The 15298-nt window shown below is 45.4% G+C and carries 12 protein-coding genes; 7 read left to right on the forward strand and 5 right to left on the reverse strand.

Annotation, left to right across the window (positions count from 1 at the left end; translation table 11 throughout):
- Window positions 1-10 precede the first annotated feature (10 nt).
- The 5 genes from sdhA to PNK_RS10970 form a co-directional block, all read right to left on the reverse strand.
- A complete protein-coding gene (sdhA, locus tag PNK_RS10950) occupies window positions 11-1903 on the reverse strand; it encodes a succinate dehydrogenase flavoprotein subunit (RefSeq protein ID WP_059062019.1) in 1893 nt (630 codons plus the stop codon).
- 12 nt (window positions 1904-1915) lie between these two features.
- On the reverse strand, window positions 1916-2878 hold the full coding sequence (locus PNK_RS10955) for a succinate dehydrogenase cytochrome b558 subunit (protein WP_059062020.1): 963 nt from the start codon (window positions 2876-2878) through the stop codon (window positions 1916-1918).
- A gap of 294 nt (window positions 2879-3172) precedes the next feature.
- Window positions 3173-4471 (reverse strand): hypothetical protein, encoded by a 1299-nt coding sequence (locus PNK_RS10960; protein WP_059062022.1) that lies wholly within the window; start codon window positions 4469-4471, stop codon window positions 3173-3175.
- 102 nt (window positions 4472-4573) lie between these two features.
- The gene (locus PNK_RS10965) at window positions 4574-5368 is read right to left on the reverse strand and encodes a TatD family hydrolase (RefSeq protein ID WP_079992960.1); all 795 of its coding nucleotides are present in this window, start codon (window positions 5366-5368) and stop codon (window positions 4574-4576) included.
- A gap of 339 nt (window positions 5369-5707) precedes the next feature.
- The gene (locus PNK_RS10970) at window positions 5708-7945 is read right to left on the reverse strand and encodes a protein-disulfide reductase DsbD family protein (protein WP_059062023.1); all 2238 of its coding nucleotides are present in this window, start codon (window positions 7943-7945) and stop codon (window positions 5708-5710) included.
- Window positions 7946-8314: 369 nt separating this feature from the next.
- On the opposite strand from PNK_RS10970, the gene PNK_RS10975 reads away from it, so the two are divergent.
- The 7 genes from PNK_RS10975 (at window position 8315) to murI (ending at window position 15203) form a co-directional block, all read left to right on the forward strand.
- Complete coding sequence (locus PNK_RS10975) at window positions 8315-9067, forward strand: MotA/TolQ/ExbB proton channel family protein (protein WP_032124507.1); 753 nt, start codon at window positions 8315-8317, stop codon at window positions 9065-9067.
- A gap of 228 nt (window positions 9068-9295) precedes the next feature.
- A complete protein-coding gene (locus tag PNK_RS10980; RefSeq protein WP_032124508.1) occupies window positions 9296-9724 on the forward strand; it encodes an ExbD/TolR family protein in 429 nt (142 codons plus the stop codon).
- 16 nt (window positions 9725-9740) lie between these two features.
- The gene (locus tag PNK_RS10985) at window positions 9741-10949 is read left to right on the forward strand and encodes a hypothetical protein (protein WP_059062026.1); all 1209 of its coding nucleotides are present in this window, start codon (window positions 9741-9743) and stop codon (window positions 10947-10949) included.
- A 52-nt stretch (window positions 10950-11001) separates the two neighbouring features.
- Window positions 11002-12402, forward strand: a complete 1401-nt coding sequence (gene tolB / locus PNK_RS10990) for a Tol-Pal system protein TolB (protein WP_079992911.1) — start codon at window positions 11002-11004, stop codon at window positions 12400-12402.
- Between the two features lie 469 nt (window positions 12403-12871).
- Window positions 12872-13654: an OmpA family protein gene (locus tag PNK_RS10995; RefSeq protein ID WP_173636867.1), complete on the forward strand. Its 783-nt coding sequence runs from the start codon at window positions 12872-12874 to the stop codon at window positions 13652-13654.
- Window positions 13644-14387, forward strand: coding sequence for a LysM peptidoglycan-binding domain-containing protein (locus PNK_RS13925; RefSeq protein WP_059062028.1), 744 nt, complete (start codon window positions 13644-13646; stop codon window positions 14385-14387). Before PNK_RS10995 ends, PNK_RS13925 begins: the two co-directional genes overlap by 11 nt.
- Window positions 14388-14393: 6 nt before the next feature.
- Window positions 14394-15203: a glutamate racemase gene (murI, locus tag PNK_RS11005; protein ID WP_032125798.1), complete on the forward strand. Its 810-nt coding sequence runs from the start codon at window positions 14394-14396 to the stop codon at window positions 15201-15203.
- Window positions 15204-15298 lie beyond the last annotated feature (95 nt).

Genomic DNA, 15298 nt, shown 5'->3' on the forward strand with positions numbered 1-15298 from the left:
CCTTTGACTGTTAAATAGGCAAGACAATGTTGGTTGGAATATTTTCTAATTTAGGCTTCACTTTTTTGGCATGCGTATAATCGCGTAAGATAGGCTTTAGGTGGCGCAAATCAACAGGTTCATAAGTGATGGTAGGCTCGTCCAATGCCAGGCTGTAACTAGCAAGAGTTGTCTTCAGCCAATTTTCATCGTCGCGCTCAGGAAATTCAGGCTTATAATGAGCCCCCCGAAATTCGTCTCTAAGCAGCGCTCCCTTCGTTATGACCATGGCCAATTCCAGCATGGGGCCAAATTGATTGGCAAAAGCATAGGTCTGATTGGCAAATTGACTCTTATCATCCAAAGAAATGTGCTTATAGCGCTCTCTTAGTTCCTTCAACTTGTCCATCGTCTTCTGCAGCCCTTGATTATCGCGTTTAACAGTGACGTTCGCTAACATCCATTCTGACAACTCATCGTGCAGCTGGTGGATATTTTCTGGTCCATTGCGCGAAAGGATATCTTGCTTGATGTCATGCTCTGCCTTTAAGGCCTCTTCAAATACGGCTACAGGCGTATCATGATAACTAGACTTCAAATTGTCCAAGTATCTAGGCACTTCCTGCCCTGCCACCAGGCCACTAAAAATACAGGCTAAAAGAGCGTTGGCTCCCAAACGATTAGCGCCGTGATATTGATAGTCTGATTCACCGATATTGAAGCAGCCTCGCAAATTGGTCATTTGCCGATAGCGCTCAAAGCGGTCTGGATCATCGGCTGCCGGCCAATCGACCCACGCCCCTCCCATCGTGTAGTGCATGGCCGGGAAAATGCGCATGGGAACTTTTTTGGGATCATCACCGGTAAATTTTTGGTAAATTTCTAAAATGGCCTTTAATTTCTCTTTTTTCTCATCTGATAGATGAGAAACATCCAAGTACACTTGCATCTCGCCATTAATGCCAAGCCCCATCTCGCAAATGCGCAACACTTCTCTTGCGCCAATATCGCGAGGCACAAGATTGCCGAAGGCCGGATACAGCTCTTCCAGGAAATACCAAGGCTCGCCTGTCTTTCCACAGGGAACTTCTTTGCCGTCTGGCATCTGAATACGCTTAGTAGAATCCCCGTAAACCCAAATGCGTCCTCCCTCACCACGAGCAGACTCCGACATCAGCCGAAGCTTGTCATGTCCTGGAATGGCAGTTGGGTGAATTTGAATGAATTCTCCGTTGGCATACAACATCCCTTGCTTAAACAGCCTGCCATTAGCCGCTCCCGTACAAAAAGTTGAGTTAGTAGACTTTTTAAAAATCATGCCGATGCCGCCGGTAGCAATGACAACCGCGTCAGCTTTAAGTACCTCAAGCTTCATATTGAAGAGGTCCATGATCACAATGCCCCTCGCAAGGCCTTGCTCATCCATGACCAGACGCATAAATTCATGCGCCTCGAATTTTTTGACCCGTCCCATGACCTCGTACTTTCGTACCTGTTCATCGAGCGCATAAAGAAGCTGCTGGCCGGTTGATGCCCCACAAAAAGCTGTGCGGTTGTAAAGCGTCCCCCCAAAGCGCCTGAAATCCAAATTTCCTTCGGGTGTGCGATTGAAAGGGCATCCAAAGCGAGCCATCATCTGGATGATGGCTGGAGCCGCCAAACACATCTCCAGGACGGGAGGTTGATTGGCCAGAAAGTCCCCCCCTTTAATGGTGTCATAGGCATGAATCAACGGAGAGTCATCCTCTCCTTTTAAATTCATCGCCGCATTGATGCCGCCTTGCGCACAAACTGAGTGAGAGCGCTTTACCTTGGTGACAGACACAATTTTGACGCGGCACCCGTTTTCTGCCAGCTTCATGGCTGCCGACAAGCCCGCTAATCCGCCACCAACAACAATGACTTCTTTATCTTTGCACGCCATCTTTTATCCCTATCAGTATGTCAAATTTAGCCAGTATGTTCCCCAAATCGATGCAAGGCCGAGAAAAGCAATGACGACCATCAAAAAAACCGCAATCTTTCTCATCAAATTTTGCGAAGCAGCCGTAAGAGTGATCCCCCACGCTATCATGAACGTCCAAAGGCCATTAAAGGCATGAAAACAAGTGGCAATGACAAGCCCTGTATAGAGAAAAATCATCATTGGGCTTTTAAATGCATCGCGCACGATCAATAATTCAGCCATGCCAAACGATTTCGAAACGGCAAGCAGATGATTTTCACCTAGTTCCCATTGATCCAAAGCCTTCACCCAAGCAAGCCCTTCTCTATTTTTTTGAGCCTCAATAAGCTGCTTTGGTGTGTCTTCATATGCTTTTACTGGCCCTAAATGCAATAAAGTTTCCAGCTTCATGCTCTGCAATTGTTCTGCATCATATATTTCAAACCCAAGACGCCTGGAAAGCGTATACAAGCCATTATCTTTTTTAAGTGCTGCCAAGAAAACTTGCTGATTATTCAGCTGCGCAGACTGTGGATATTCAATAAAGCGCATGTGAATGACGTGAGCGAGAATGCCAAATAGCAAGATCCACGAGGTGATTCTCTGCCATGTATAGGCTTGATTGCGCGGATATTGTGGAAGGGAAGGAGCCGATCCATCGCTTGGGAAAACATTGTATTGTGCTTGGAATAGGTACTTGACACCCCATATTCCATGAATAAGAAAGGGAATGCCAAGCAGCGTCACTTCAATCACATGCAAATAAGGCAGTTCTTGTATCCAATTGACTGCTCTGACAAAACCGCTTCCATCCTGTCCTATCAAAAGAGCGGCTTGCGAATTTGTCAATAGATGCTCGATCAGAAACAAGACCAGCCAAATTCCTGTTAAGGAATGAGCCCGGCGCCAAATAAAGGCCTTTGGAATGGGAGGAGCCTGATAGGTATCACTCATTGTCTTCTCTTTGCTCGCACAATTATCATCAAGTAGTCTGTGTATAACTATCAGATTTTATTTTGAAAAGGAAAACCTAAAAGCATTTACCCGAATCTTTTGTGAGCATGCGATTGAACACAACAGACTTGATTGTCTCCATTCGAAGAGGAGCAATTGTCTAATCAGCAAAGAAAATTTGGGGGAAGTAGGGTGCAGTAGCATGGGTAAATCGTTTACAAACGCTCAAAGAAAGGTGTATAGAGCTTTGCTCAAGCCGAAAGGCAAAAATAATCGGGAATGAGAGGCTGCCAATCAAGAAAAATGACTGCGCGCTTCATCCAAACTCGAGCAAAAACCAGAAATGGCATGTTTAACAGTTAGACTTGGAAGACGCTCTTCCAAAGATAGGGCTTCCATATCTTCTTCGAGATCTTTTTTCAAAAAAGTGAGCTGTCTATGAATCATGACATACCCAACAGCCTGAACTTCATCATTTCCATCAATGCCATCCACTGCAACATTCAAAACCAAAGGTACTTTGGCATCCACTTTAATTAGTTGATCCTGAACGTCGATTGTGAAACAAAAGCTCTCTGCTTGCATAAAATGCGCCTTACTAAAAGGTGATTCACTCTCATACCATTCTTGAGGCCAATAATTAAGCATCCAAGCGACAACTTGGTCAGCTACAAGTGATTGATGGACAACAGAGCCCAAACGCTCAAAAACCTTCTGCCCCATCCCCTGCACCATAGCCCATGCAATCTCATTGCCTTTAACAGGCTGATCTATTAAATCGTATATCAGCTGATTATTTAAAAATATTTTTCTAAAACGAGTACAATCGACAAAAAACTGCTCAGGCACGTTCAATCGTCCTTCAGTTTTAGGCATGGCAATCTCGACTTTTTTCGTCAGCGAAGGGTCGACCATAAACTCCCTAATTTTTTGCATTAAAGCAGGAGAATTCTCCTCCGAATGAGGATGAATAAACGCATGCAGACGTTGCTCCGCCTTGCCGTATAAGGGATGAGAAGAAGATTTTGCGAAATACCCCCAATTGGACAGAGAATGGCTCAACTGATTAGCCGCCATGCTAGCAAGACCCGGTAAGGAAAGATTGGGAACATAGTGGCTCCATGCATAAGACAGCCAGGCCCCTACCTTCTTTTCTGCTTGAACGGATGTTTCAAACTTTTCTTGCCTTGATTCAATCATCACTAAAGCAGAGTTCAAATCGTTAAGCCCTTGCTCAATCTGGCTGCACAACTGACTATTTTGCCCTTTTACACTGAGAAGTGTTCCCAGGCCTTGAATGGCCTCTACTACTTCTTTTTCACTAATCTGAAAGCTGCTGTCCGACTTGATAAAAGCCACTATCTTCTTTGTCAAAATAGGTAAATGGTCCAAATCGCGGCTCCAACCACACCAAGTAGACATATAATTGTACACTTTTTGCCTTGTCGTTCCCTCCGCAGAAGTCGCAATCGCATGATCCGTCACATACACTTCATCACCTGTACTCGCAACGTGACGCAACTGATATAAATTGTGCAAAGTTTCTCTAACTTGATCGACTTCTAAAGACGCATGTGAAGAAAAAGAAAACATGAAATAAACCTTTAATTCGAATAAATTAAAAGTTAATTATAATGAATAAAGTTCTTCTTTAGATTAAATGAAATTAAAGAACTTATAAAAAGATCCAAGAAACTAATGTGGCAGATTAAATAGTTCGCATGCATTTTGAGCGGTTGCTTGTGCAACCTCTTCGATGGGAATGCCTTTGATGGAGGCAATAAAGGCGGCCGTTTCGGCGACAAAGGCAGGTTCATTAGTTTTACCCCGGTGTTTTTGGGGGGCGAGATAGGGAGTATCAGTTTCGATCAAGAGCTGCGACAAAGGGACTTCTCTTGCCACTTGTTGCAGTTCGATGCTTTTTTTGAAGGTCACGATGCCGCTTAAGGAGAGCATCCATCCTCTTTTTAAAACCTCTTCCGCCTCATGCATGGTGCCGGTAAAGCAGTGCAGCACGCCGGGTGCATGGCGTCCATTGACTTGATAGTCCGCATCGAGAATCTCAAAAAAATCGGCAAAGGCTTCTCGGCAATGAATGACTACAGGAAGCCTGCACTCCAAAGCCAGGTGCAAGTAGCGTCGCAAGAAGGCTTGTTGGACGGACCTTGCAGAATGCTCATAATAATAATCGAGTCCTGTTTCTCCAACTGCTTTTAGCAGTCCTTGGCGTGCGCAAGTGGCGATGCTTTCGAATACCAATTCTCCCTCTGCTTCCACATCATGCGGGGTCGTAGCAGCCGCTTGATAAATCCAAGGATAGCGGCGCGAAAGCTCTAATCCCCTCTCCAAGGTCACAAGATCGGTACAGATATTGACGATGGCACGAACATGTGCCTGCTCCGCCCTTTCGATGAGAGCATCTACCTGGTCAAAAACAGCAGTACTCGTCAAGTGAGCATGAGAATCGATAAAAAAAGGCATTTGACTCATTACTTTAATCCGTGTTGCCCCCTCTCGCTCAAAGCCTGATCTTAAAGCCAGGGATGCTATGTCCGTCATAAGCAAAACTTGAGAGTTTGGCGAGGCAGGAGGTTAGCAAGGTTTTAAATGAAGCTGCGTGCGACTAACTTATAGGGGAATATAACTCTACTAGCTGCGCCAAAATAAATAAAACAGTTTTTAGCAAAAAGCTCGATCCGCTTTTCAGGATCCTTTTATCAGGCTAGCGAAGACAGCTATCAATTTTTCCCTATCAGCCATGTTCGACATGGCCGATAGGAAAATCTATCTTTTGCTAGCCTGTAGCACTTGCCTAAAGATAGAGTGCAATCAGGGGGTTAATGCGACCTCTTCACTATTCATAGCAGAATCGATGTGTTGCGTCACAACGTCGGTCGTCAGGACTTGTGGTAAGATGATTGGAGCTTGCTTTTCATCTTTTCCATAAAGGACGTAGAGCGGCACGCTATTGCGTCCAAACTTACTCAACTCTTCTGTAATGACAGGATCGTTCTTTGTCCAGTCTGCAACCATTTTAACAACGCCTTCATCGGCCAATCTTTTCTCAACATCTTCTGAATCTAAAACCATGTGATTGGCTTGGCAAATCAGACACCACTTTGCTGTGAAGTCGATCAAGACTGGACGTCCTTGCTTGCGCAATTCTGCGACTCGTTCAGGAGAAAACGTCTCCCATCCTTGCCACTCTCCCTTTTGTCCCTTTGCAAGCGAACTATCTTGATACCAAGATGCGCGCGGGAAAATGATGGCTTGAATACCAGCAAACATAAATAAAGCAACAAACGCATAGGCTAGAAGCCTTTTCCTACGGCTCACAAGTGGTGTGCTTCCTTTGCCATACACCCAGGCTCCAATTGAGAAGCACAAGAATCCTGCCAATACGCAGATAAGCGACAATGTATTGGTTTGGGCACTAAAGACCCACAGAAGCCATAGCACTGTTGCGATTAATATAAAGCCCATTAGCTCTTTGAATGTTTCCATCCAAGCCCCAGGCTTTGGCATGAATCGCAAGAATGAAGGAAAGGCCGCCAGCAATAAATAAGGAAAACACATTCCCAATCCCAACACCGTAAAAATCAAGAGCGATTGGAAGACGGGCAAGGTCACAGCAAAGCCAACTGCCGACCCTAAAAATGGACCCGTACAAGGCGTTGCCACAGCTGTTGCCAAAACACCGCTTAAGAATGATCCCGTAAATCCAGCCGACTGCGTTGCTTTTTCAGCTTGAGTCTGGCCTGCCCACGAAGCAAAGAACATTCCCCACTCAAACATCCCAAACAGGCTCAAGGCAAAGATAAATAAGACTGATGCCAAGATGATGACGAAGAGAGGCTCTTGCAACTGGAATCCCCAACCCACGGCTTGTCCATAGGCACGCAACATCAGCATGGCAGAAGCCAAAGCCCAAAAAGAGAGGATCACACCAAGAGAAAACATTAAGCCGTGCTTGATCGTTAAAGAACGGCTCTGGCCCGCCATTTTAATAAAGCTCATGACTTTAAAAGACATCACGGGCAGTACGCAAGGCATCAGATTCAAAATCATTCCCCCAACAAAAGCGAAGACGAGGGCAAGGGCAAGTCCGCCTTCAAAAGTAGCGTGTGTCTGAGAGGCTGTAGCACTCTTGATGCCAATCGAATTTGAACTAAGACTAGAATGATCTAAAACGCTCAAAAGATCGTCATTGGCTTCCTCAATTGGAGTATCGATGTCAAAAGCTTGTACATTTTCTTCGGCACCCTGCTGGGTATGGACAACTAAGACCCCTTTTAAAATCTGACTCTTCGCCCCTATCTCATCGCTGCCTTTTAAATTCACGAAATAGCGATTGTCTGTTTTATGGTTGGCAACAGTTGGATCAACCGAATGGTCGATGACATCTTTTTGCTCAGGGAAGAAATAGACTCCGACAATATTATTAGATTGCGGCTCTTGGTCGGCATTGGGAACTTCAATTTGAACGATGCCCTCTTTGCGAACCGTTTTAAACTCTGCATGCGAAGTAGGCATCTTAGCTCGTGCATTGCTAAATAGAGCAACAGCCTCTTGACTCGTTTGAGGCATCCCGTCTTGGGACGTAACTTTGATCGAAACCGGAGCCGATCCTGGCTGACAAGTTAGGGCAGAGCAAACAAGCCACTTGACTTGCGCATCTAATTGAATAGGCTGATTCGAGGGAAGATCGGCTGGCGGACTCAGCATGCTCAAAAGGACAACTTCGCCCTTATAGCCAAATCCAACCATGTCAGCAACCGTAAATTTTTCCGGAAAAGGCCATTGGAGAGGTCCCGCTTCAAACCCGGGCGGAAGCTTCCATTCTATTTTAAGAGGCATCCCGGCGTCTCCTGGATTCTTCCAATACACATGCCAGTCATCTTCAATATTCAAATGGATGGCAACCCAAAAGGGGCGGCCGGGCTGAATCGTCTCTTCCTCCTGAACTAATTTGACCTGTACATGCGCAGGGCCACCAAATCCCGCAAAGGACTGCAAAGGTAACGCAAGCCCAATTAACAGTAAAAAGAAACGAATATAATAATTCATTAATATCTCCTGACTTTAGACGGCTTAATTTACTTAAGCCTTTTATACACGAAGTACCCGAAAACTTGGTTTCTACTGTGCCAAAGCCTACGGACTCAAGACCAAAGCCCTTATTGAACTCATGATCGCTTGAATGACCGAAACCTTATATTGCCTCAAAAACCAATTTTTCGGGTACTCCGCATATAGATGAAGTTTCACTCACTGGCAAAAGTCATCAACTAAGTTTTTTTATTTCTCCCTATATACTCTATCTCTTGACAAATAGGATCTCAATCAGTTATTCAATGTTAAGTAATAGGATAACTATAATAATAAAATTTAAAATTACAATCAAGCAATTTAAATCAAACTATAAAGGAACTGTAAATGTATGTAAATCATAATATATTAGCTAGTAATCCTTTCTTTGAAGCTTATTCAGAATCTGATTTATTAGGCAAATTAATATTTATTGGGCTTTATGCACTTTCAATTTGCAGTTGGATTGTATTGCTTCATAAGTTGTGGTTGACCCATCAAGCTAAGAAATATGCTTTCAGATTTCATGAAACTTTCCTCATGCAAAAAGCCAATCCTTTAAGCCTTGACTGCGAGACGATCAGCCAGAAAAAGAGCATCAATCCCTTTTTAGACCTCTATCGCGTCTTAAAAAGGCAGTCTCTCGATCTTTTGGCTAAGAATCGCCACTTTGCTCAAACCTCGGAGTCGGCAAACAGTTCCAATACGAGCCTTTCTTTGAGCGACATTGACTTTGTGGCTTCGCACTTATCGACGCAGATGTCTGCGCAAGTCAAGCATCTGGAAAAAAATCTATATATTCTTTCAACGACGGTCAGTCTGGCTCCTTTTTTGGGATTATTGGGCACTGTGTGGGGAATTTTAACGACCTTTGCTGAAATGCAGACGCAGCATTCAGGAGGGGGAACCCATCAAATGGTTTTGAGTGGGCTGTCGCTTGCCCTGGCAACGACCGTTCTTGGGCTGATCGACGCTATTCCGGCTTTAATTGGCTACAATTATTTAAAGAACGAGATTCGCGACTTTACCATGGAGATGGAAGGCTTTTCAAATGACATCTTAGCCGCCGTCGAACTCCAATACCGCAAAGTAGAGGCTTAGCGGCAGACGCTCCAAAAAGGAGCTGGAATCTAGCGTGCAAATCATTCCTTTAGGTGGAGTGCAAAATCGCCCTTTAGTATGGTAGTCGCAAAATGGCAAAAAATATGCTTTTTGTGCAAAAGCTCCTCTTTTGATCAAAGTGAGTGAATCGGCTCCTTTTGGCAAAGCTTCTTTTGATTGCACACAAGACTATCATAAATTTTCATTTCTACAAGAGACGGATGTACGATGACAAGAAGCCGCCTATCCTTTCCTCATTCATCGGCTCATGAAGAGCCAACTGTTAATTTAACCCCTTTGATTGACGTTGTCTTTGTCATATTGATCATGTTTATTGTCATCGCCCCCTTGCTGGAACAGGACCGAGTCGAATTAGCCGACGCTCCCCACCTTCCCCTGCAATCGACTCAATCGGTTCAAGAGAGCAGCCCCATTACGGTTCACGTGCACGCCGATAACACTATTTGGTTTAATCTCCAACCAACGACCCTGTATCAATTGGTCGAGCAGCTTAAAGAAGCCAAAACACACTATCCTACTGTCACCCCTCAAATCTTCCACGACAAGAAAGCCCATTTTGGCACCTATCAATCTGTAAAAAACGCTGCCGAAGAGGCCGGATTTTCAAAGATGGATATTATTTTAAAACCCGCTTAAGTAGTCCAATCGTCCTATGCAAGGCTATTCTTCATCCTTCATTTCCTTCGAAAACCGCCAATCCCAGCAAGCGGCTTGGTGGATCATAAGCTTTGCCGTCGTGGCTAGCCACGTTTTGCTTCTTCTCTTTGGAGCTTTTTGGTCAGCTGCAGCTCCTAAAAAAGAGACCAAGCGGGTCGTTGTCACAACCATCACCTTGAATCCAAAGGTGCAGGAAGTGGCGCAGATCCCACGATCGACCACTCCCCCCAGTACTCTACCCCTTCCCCCCGCTCCTCCCAAAGAAGAACTCATCGCAAAAGCCGAGCCTCTGCCTCCCGCTCCTGCCAAGCCTATTCTTAAAGAAGACATCGCTCCTCCCTTGCCACCAGTACTCACAAAACCCGTGGCTGAGCCTTTGATAGCTCCCGCTTCTGCTCCAGAACCAGCCGAAGTTCCCAAACGCGAGACCAAAGCAGTCAAGCCGGCCGAAAAAAAAATAGAGGCTAAGCCAGAGAAAAAAGCGGCAAAACCAGCGCCCAAGACAGCAACGCCAGAACCTAAGAAAGTAGCCCCGGCTAAAAAAACGACTCCAGCGCCCGCTGCCAAAAAACAGGCGGAACCGATTGTCAAAAAACCAGCCAAGGAAGAAGCCAATAAAAATAGCCTAGCCGAAGCCGAAAAAAAGCGGCAAAAAGAGGCCGCGGCCGCCAAAGAAGCGGCTCTTGCGAAAGAGGCGGCTGCACATAAAGAAGCCGAAAGGCTCCGGCAGCAAGAGATTGCGGCAGCTCAAGAGGTTGCTCGTAAGAAACAACAAGAATTACTTGCCAAAGCCAAAGAAAACCTGACCAAGGCAGGCGAAACACGCAACAAGATGAGCGCCGTTCCCTCTCTTGCCTTAGAAAGCTCCTCCATTCCCCGGCAAATTGAAAGCCTTCAAATCGATGCTTTACCAACTGGATCGACTCCCGCTCAGCTGAATGCTCGGGAAATCAGCTATCGCGATGAGGTCGCTCAGCGCTTGAAGCTCAATCTGCGCTTGCCCGATCATGGATCGGTCAAAGTCAAGTTGACCCTCGATCGCTCAGGCAAGGTCTCTCAGGTTACCATCGTTGCAAGCGAAAGCCAAAAAAACAAGCAGTATATCGAAAAGACATTGCCCACCCTCTTCTTCCCAAGCTTTGGCAATCAATTTGAAGGAGCATCGCAATATACGTTTTTAGTCACCTTAAACAATGATTACTAACCGATTGATTAGAGGGTGTCTGAGTATTCAAACAATTTATTTAAGAGTCTTTATGAATCCATTACGCTACTTTTTTTTATGGCTAAGTGCCATTGCATGCCTGCTTTCCCTCTCAGCTCCTCTTTGTGCAGAAGAGGATGAAGGAGATGCCATTATCGTTCGCTTGGCTACCGAAAGCCCCCTGGTTCCTCTCTATCTAGCCCCTTTAAGCTCTACGCAAACCGATTTTGTAGAGCCATATCTTCGCCAATTAGAATCCATTCTAGCCTTTGACTTAAATCACAATGGATCCACCTTTTTAGTCAAACGCAACCCAGTCAATGATCACTTGGCTACAGGCGGTGAGCCGAATAATCTAGGCCCTGCTCAAGCATGGCAGTCGCAAAACATTTTTTACGTAGTCAAAGCCCAACTGACCGGCAAGTCTTTACAAGTCTTCATGCTAAGCGTAAATACGCAGAACTTGAAGAGTTCCGATCCCATTTCATTGACAGGAGATTTAAGCGAAGACCGCAAGGCTATTCATCGCGTGGCTGATATTATCCACAAGGCCCTCTTTGGAAAAGAAGGCATTGCGTCGACGCGCATCCTCTATACCGTTAAAACTCCCCTCGTCAATAGCAGTCAAAAACTCACCTCAGACGTTTGGGAAGCAGATTACGATGGAGGCAATGCCCGTCAAGTTACACAAGAAAAATCGTTTTGCGTGACGCCTGCCTACCTTCCGCCCAAATCGGGCTATTTGACTGGAGGCTTTTTGTATGTCTCCTACCAGCTTGGCCAGCCTAAAATCTATGTCGCCAATTTAAAGGATGGAACAGGACGCCGCCTGCTCTCTCTCAGAGGAAATCAGCTCATGCCGGCCCTATCCCAGCAAAGAGACAAAGTCGCTTTCATCAGCGATGCCACCGGCAATCCTGATCTCTTTCTCCAGCCCTTTAGCCCAGAAAATGGAGCCATTGGCAAGCCCCAACAAATTTTTTCAGCCAAGCAAGCCACCCAAAGCTCGCCTACCTTCAGTCCAGACGGCAAAAAAATCGCCTTCGTATCAGACAAGGATGGAGCTCCAAAAGTCTACGTCATCACTATTCCAGAGCCTGGCACAAGCTTGAAAAATGTGAAGGCAACGCTCATCACCAAAAGAAACCGGGAAAGCTCGGCGCCTGTCTGGTCGCCAGATGGAACCAAAATAGCCTATTGTTCGCGCACCGACGGCACAAGGCAGATCTGGATTTACGACTTCACAACGAATCAAGAAAGGCAGCTGACTCAAGGTCCTGGCAACAAGGAAAACCCATCCTGGGCTCCCAACAGCCGCCATCTTGTCTTCAACTCCTCCGACTCCCACGATAGCCAACTCTATCTCATCAATCTCAATCAAAGCAGCGCTACCAAAATTACATCCGGACAAGGAGAAAAGCGCTATCCAAGCTGGGAGCCGCGCTTTAAATAGCAAGCTAATGCAAGAATCAGAGATCGAATCTGATTCTTGCAAATCGAAAGCTTTTCCCTTGTTTTATGTTAATCCCTTTACCCGCCACAGGCCAACCGATCTAACTGCATAAAGACCTTTAACTCATGAACAAAAACACTCCTCTAGATTATCTTTCAGAGCTATAAATACAATAATCAACTAATCATCCTCGTCTCAAACAACTGAGAAGCAATAAAGATAAATTTTTTGAAACTTACCCTCATTTAAAACCACTCTGAAAGAACGCCATGACCTTTAAGATACTCCATTGACAACTCCGCAACGCCTTTTGCACCCCACAGAAAAACGTATCCAATTGATATTTAAGCGCTTATTTCAAACATCTAATTTATCGTGATTTTTTTTGCTAATATGGATTGGTTTTGTTAAAATCCATTTCCACAACAAATTTTCTTTTATCTCCTTCTAATTTCTGAGGAAGAAATCTATGAACAGAAAGCGATTTTTACATTTTATTACCCTTATGGGAACTGTTTGCGCACTTCAAAGCTGTGCCAGAACAAGCAATGATGTATGGGAAGATACCAAATCAGCCGGAAGACATGTTAACCGCGGTGTCAGAGCCTTAGGTGGTAAGCATGGTGATTCCAGACAAATTCGCTGCCGCAACGACTTTGAATGCATTGAAGACCAAAATGATTACCCAGAAGGTAGTTTTCAAGACTGCGACTATCAAGACAGCCCATCAAATAGCTGTACATCGAATGCTTATTCTCAAGCCGATTTTATTCCTTTAGAAGACCAAGCCAACGATGAAATTGCAATGGCAGATATCCTAGCGCGTCAACCAAGAGAGGCTCCTGGCGAAGCTGGTAGTTCGATCCCGGGAATTTCTTATTTTAGAGATCCAAGTACAGTTCCACAATTGGCAGGTATTTTTAGAACCGTTTACTTCGACTACGACAGCAGCTTGATTAAAGGACAGGCAAACCTTCAGACAATCCATCAGATTGCTGATTTCATGCGCCGCCACCCCAATTTGTATATCTTCATCGAAGGGCATACAGATGAGAGAGGGCCTCAAGCCTACAACCTAGCTCTAGGAATGCGCCGCAGCAACGCTGTGCGCAATCTTTTGATTAGCGAAGGCGTTAGTCCCGACAATCTCTTTACGATCTCTTACGGAAAAGAGCGCCCAGTCGTCTTAGAAAAGCATGAAGAGGGTTTTTCAAGAAACCGTCGAGCTGAGTTCAAGATTTATGAACGCTAAATCTCTTTGTTTCATGGGAGCGCTTTTAGCGTTCCCTCTTTTTGCTTGTTGGAGCGCTCCCTATCCCGCCTATCAAGGTCGGCCGCTTCCTCAACAACCTCCTCAACAAACAGTGCGCCAACCTGCTATAGACAGCAATGTGGATCCACGCCAGCTTAAAACGGCTGTCGCCGATTTAAAGCACGAATTAAGTAATCACGAAACAGAAATTCGAATCTTTGAAAACAAATTGCACAATCAGGAAAGTGCATTAGACCACATCAGGCAGCAGATTGTAGATGATTTGCAAGGGCAGAAGGACTATACCCGCGCCATGAGCGTCAATTTGGAAGGAAAGATCGATACTCTCGATAATGCCGTTAAAGGGGTCATGGCAGATTTGCGTCAAATCAAAGATCAAGCCAATGACTCGGTAACCATTTTAGGCCAGTATAAGCAGAAGCTTGGGGAACTGGAAAAAATGATTGAGGCTCAAAATCAGCATATGACAAGCTTAGAGAACGCTCTGCATTCCCTGGTAGATGTCTGGCAAGCCAAAGAAACTGCGGCCCAAGAAATTGCTGCCAAACAGGCTCAAGCTGCTGCCGAGACAGCTAAAACGTATAAAGTCCAGGCAGGGGATAATTTAGAGAAAATTGCCAAGGCCCATAAAGTGACAGTGCAGATCTTAAGAGACTACAACAATCTTTCAACAGACCGCATCGTCATCGGCCAAACACTCAAAATTCCCTGAATGACCATGCACGGCTCCCTTTCTACCTACCACATTGGGTTGTTTGACTCGGGCGTGGGAGGTTTGACGGTCATGCAAGAAATTGCCCGTCTGCTTCCCCACGAGAGTCTTCTCTATTTTGGCGACACAGCCAGAGTTCCTTATGGCAATAAAAGCCGAGAAACCATCATCCGCTATAGCATAGAAAATGCCATTTTTTTGCTAGAAAAGCAGATTAAGCTCCTCGTCGTTGCCTGTAATACGGCCTCAGCCTTTGCACTCCCTAAACTGCGCCAGATTTTTAATATCCCAATCGTCGGAGTCATCGAACCTGGCGCGCAAAAAGCTGTTTCCGTCACGCGCAATCAGCGCATTGCCGTATTGGGCACGAAAGGAACCATTCAGTCAGGTGCGTACCAGCTAGAAATTCAACGCCTCTTGCCACAAGCCACCGTCGTTCCAGTTGCCTGCCCCTTGCTTGTCCCTCTTGTCGAAGAGCGCTTTCTCAATCATCCGATCACGCGACTCGCAATCAAAGAATACATGAACCAGCTTGAAAAAGCCGAAGTCGATACAATCCTTCTCGGCTGCACCCATTATCCCCTTCTCAAAGAGTTGATTCAAGAGCAAGCCGGCCCCCATATCTCTTTGGTGGACTCTGCCTCAACCTGCGCCCAAACAGTGGCACATCTCCTGCAAACCCACAAGCTCGAGTCGCCAACCAATCAGGCCACTCACCGCTACTACGTTTCCGACGACCCAGATAAATTCCATGACCTGGGTGAAAAGCTGTTCGGCCAACCCCTTCCCCACATCGAACTACAAAAGCCAGAATAATTTCATTAAATTCACGTTTAATACAAAACAAGCCATCTTAATAATAAATTAACATGCAAATATTATTATAATTCTAATTATCCTTAACAAAATTT

The sequence above is a fragment of the Candidatus Protochlamydia naegleriophila genome, assembly GCF_001499655.1.
Taxonomy (GTDB): domain Bacteria; phylum Chlamydiota; class Chlamydiia; order Chlamydiales; family Parachlamydiaceae; genus Protochlamydia; species Protochlamydia naegleriophila.

What these genes read in the sequence shown, in the direction of transcription:
- sdhA (WP_059062019.1), bottom strand. Translation starts at nt 1,903, where the DNA reads ATGGCGTGCAAAGATAAAGAAGTCATTGTTGTTGGTGGCGGATTAGCG.
- murI (WP_032125798.1), top strand. Translation starts at nt 14,394, where the DNA reads ATGCACGGCTCCCTTTCTACCTACCACATTGGGTTGTTTGACTCGGGC.
- PNK_RS10975 (WP_032124507.1), top strand. Translation starts at nt 8,315, where the DNA reads ATGTATGTAAATCATAATATATTAGCTAGTAATCCTTTCTTTGAAGCT.
- PNK_RS10955 (WP_059062020.1), bottom strand. Translation starts at nt 2,878, where the DNA reads ATGAGTGATACCTATCAGGCTCCTCCCATTCCAAAGGCCTTTATTTGG.
- PNK_RS10985 (WP_059062026.1), top strand. Translation starts at nt 9,741, where the DNA reads ATGCAAGGCTATTCTTCATCCTTCATTTCCTTCGAAAACCGCCAATCC.
- PNK_RS10995 (WP_173636867.1), top strand. Translation starts at nt 12,872, where the DNA reads ATGAACAGAAAGCGATTTTTACATTTTATTACCCTTATGGGAACTGTT.
- tolB (WP_079992911.1), top strand. Translation starts at nt 11,002, where the DNA reads ATGAATCCATTACGCTACTTTTTTTTATGGCTAAGTGCCATTGCATGC.
- PNK_RS10980 (WP_032124508.1), top strand. Translation starts at nt 9,296, where the DNA reads ATGACAAGAAGCCGCCTATCCTTTCCTCATTCATCGGCTCATGAAGAG.
- PNK_RS10960 (WP_059062022.1), bottom strand. Translation starts at nt 4,471, where the DNA reads ATGTTTTCTTTTTCTTCACATGCGTCTTTAGAAGTCGATCAAGTTAGA.
- PNK_RS13925 (WP_059062028.1), top strand. Translation starts at nt 13,644, where the DNA reads ATGAACGCTAAATCTCTTTGTTTCATGGGAGCGCTTTTAGCGTTCCCT.
- PNK_RS10970 (WP_059062023.1), bottom strand. Translation starts at nt 7,945, where the DNA reads ATGAATTATTATATTCGTTTCTTTTTACTGTTAATTGGGCTTGCGTTA.
- PNK_RS10965 (WP_079992960.1), bottom strand. Translation starts at nt 5,368, where the DNA reads ATGAGTCAAATGCCTTTTTTTATCGATTCTCATGCTCACTTGACGAGT.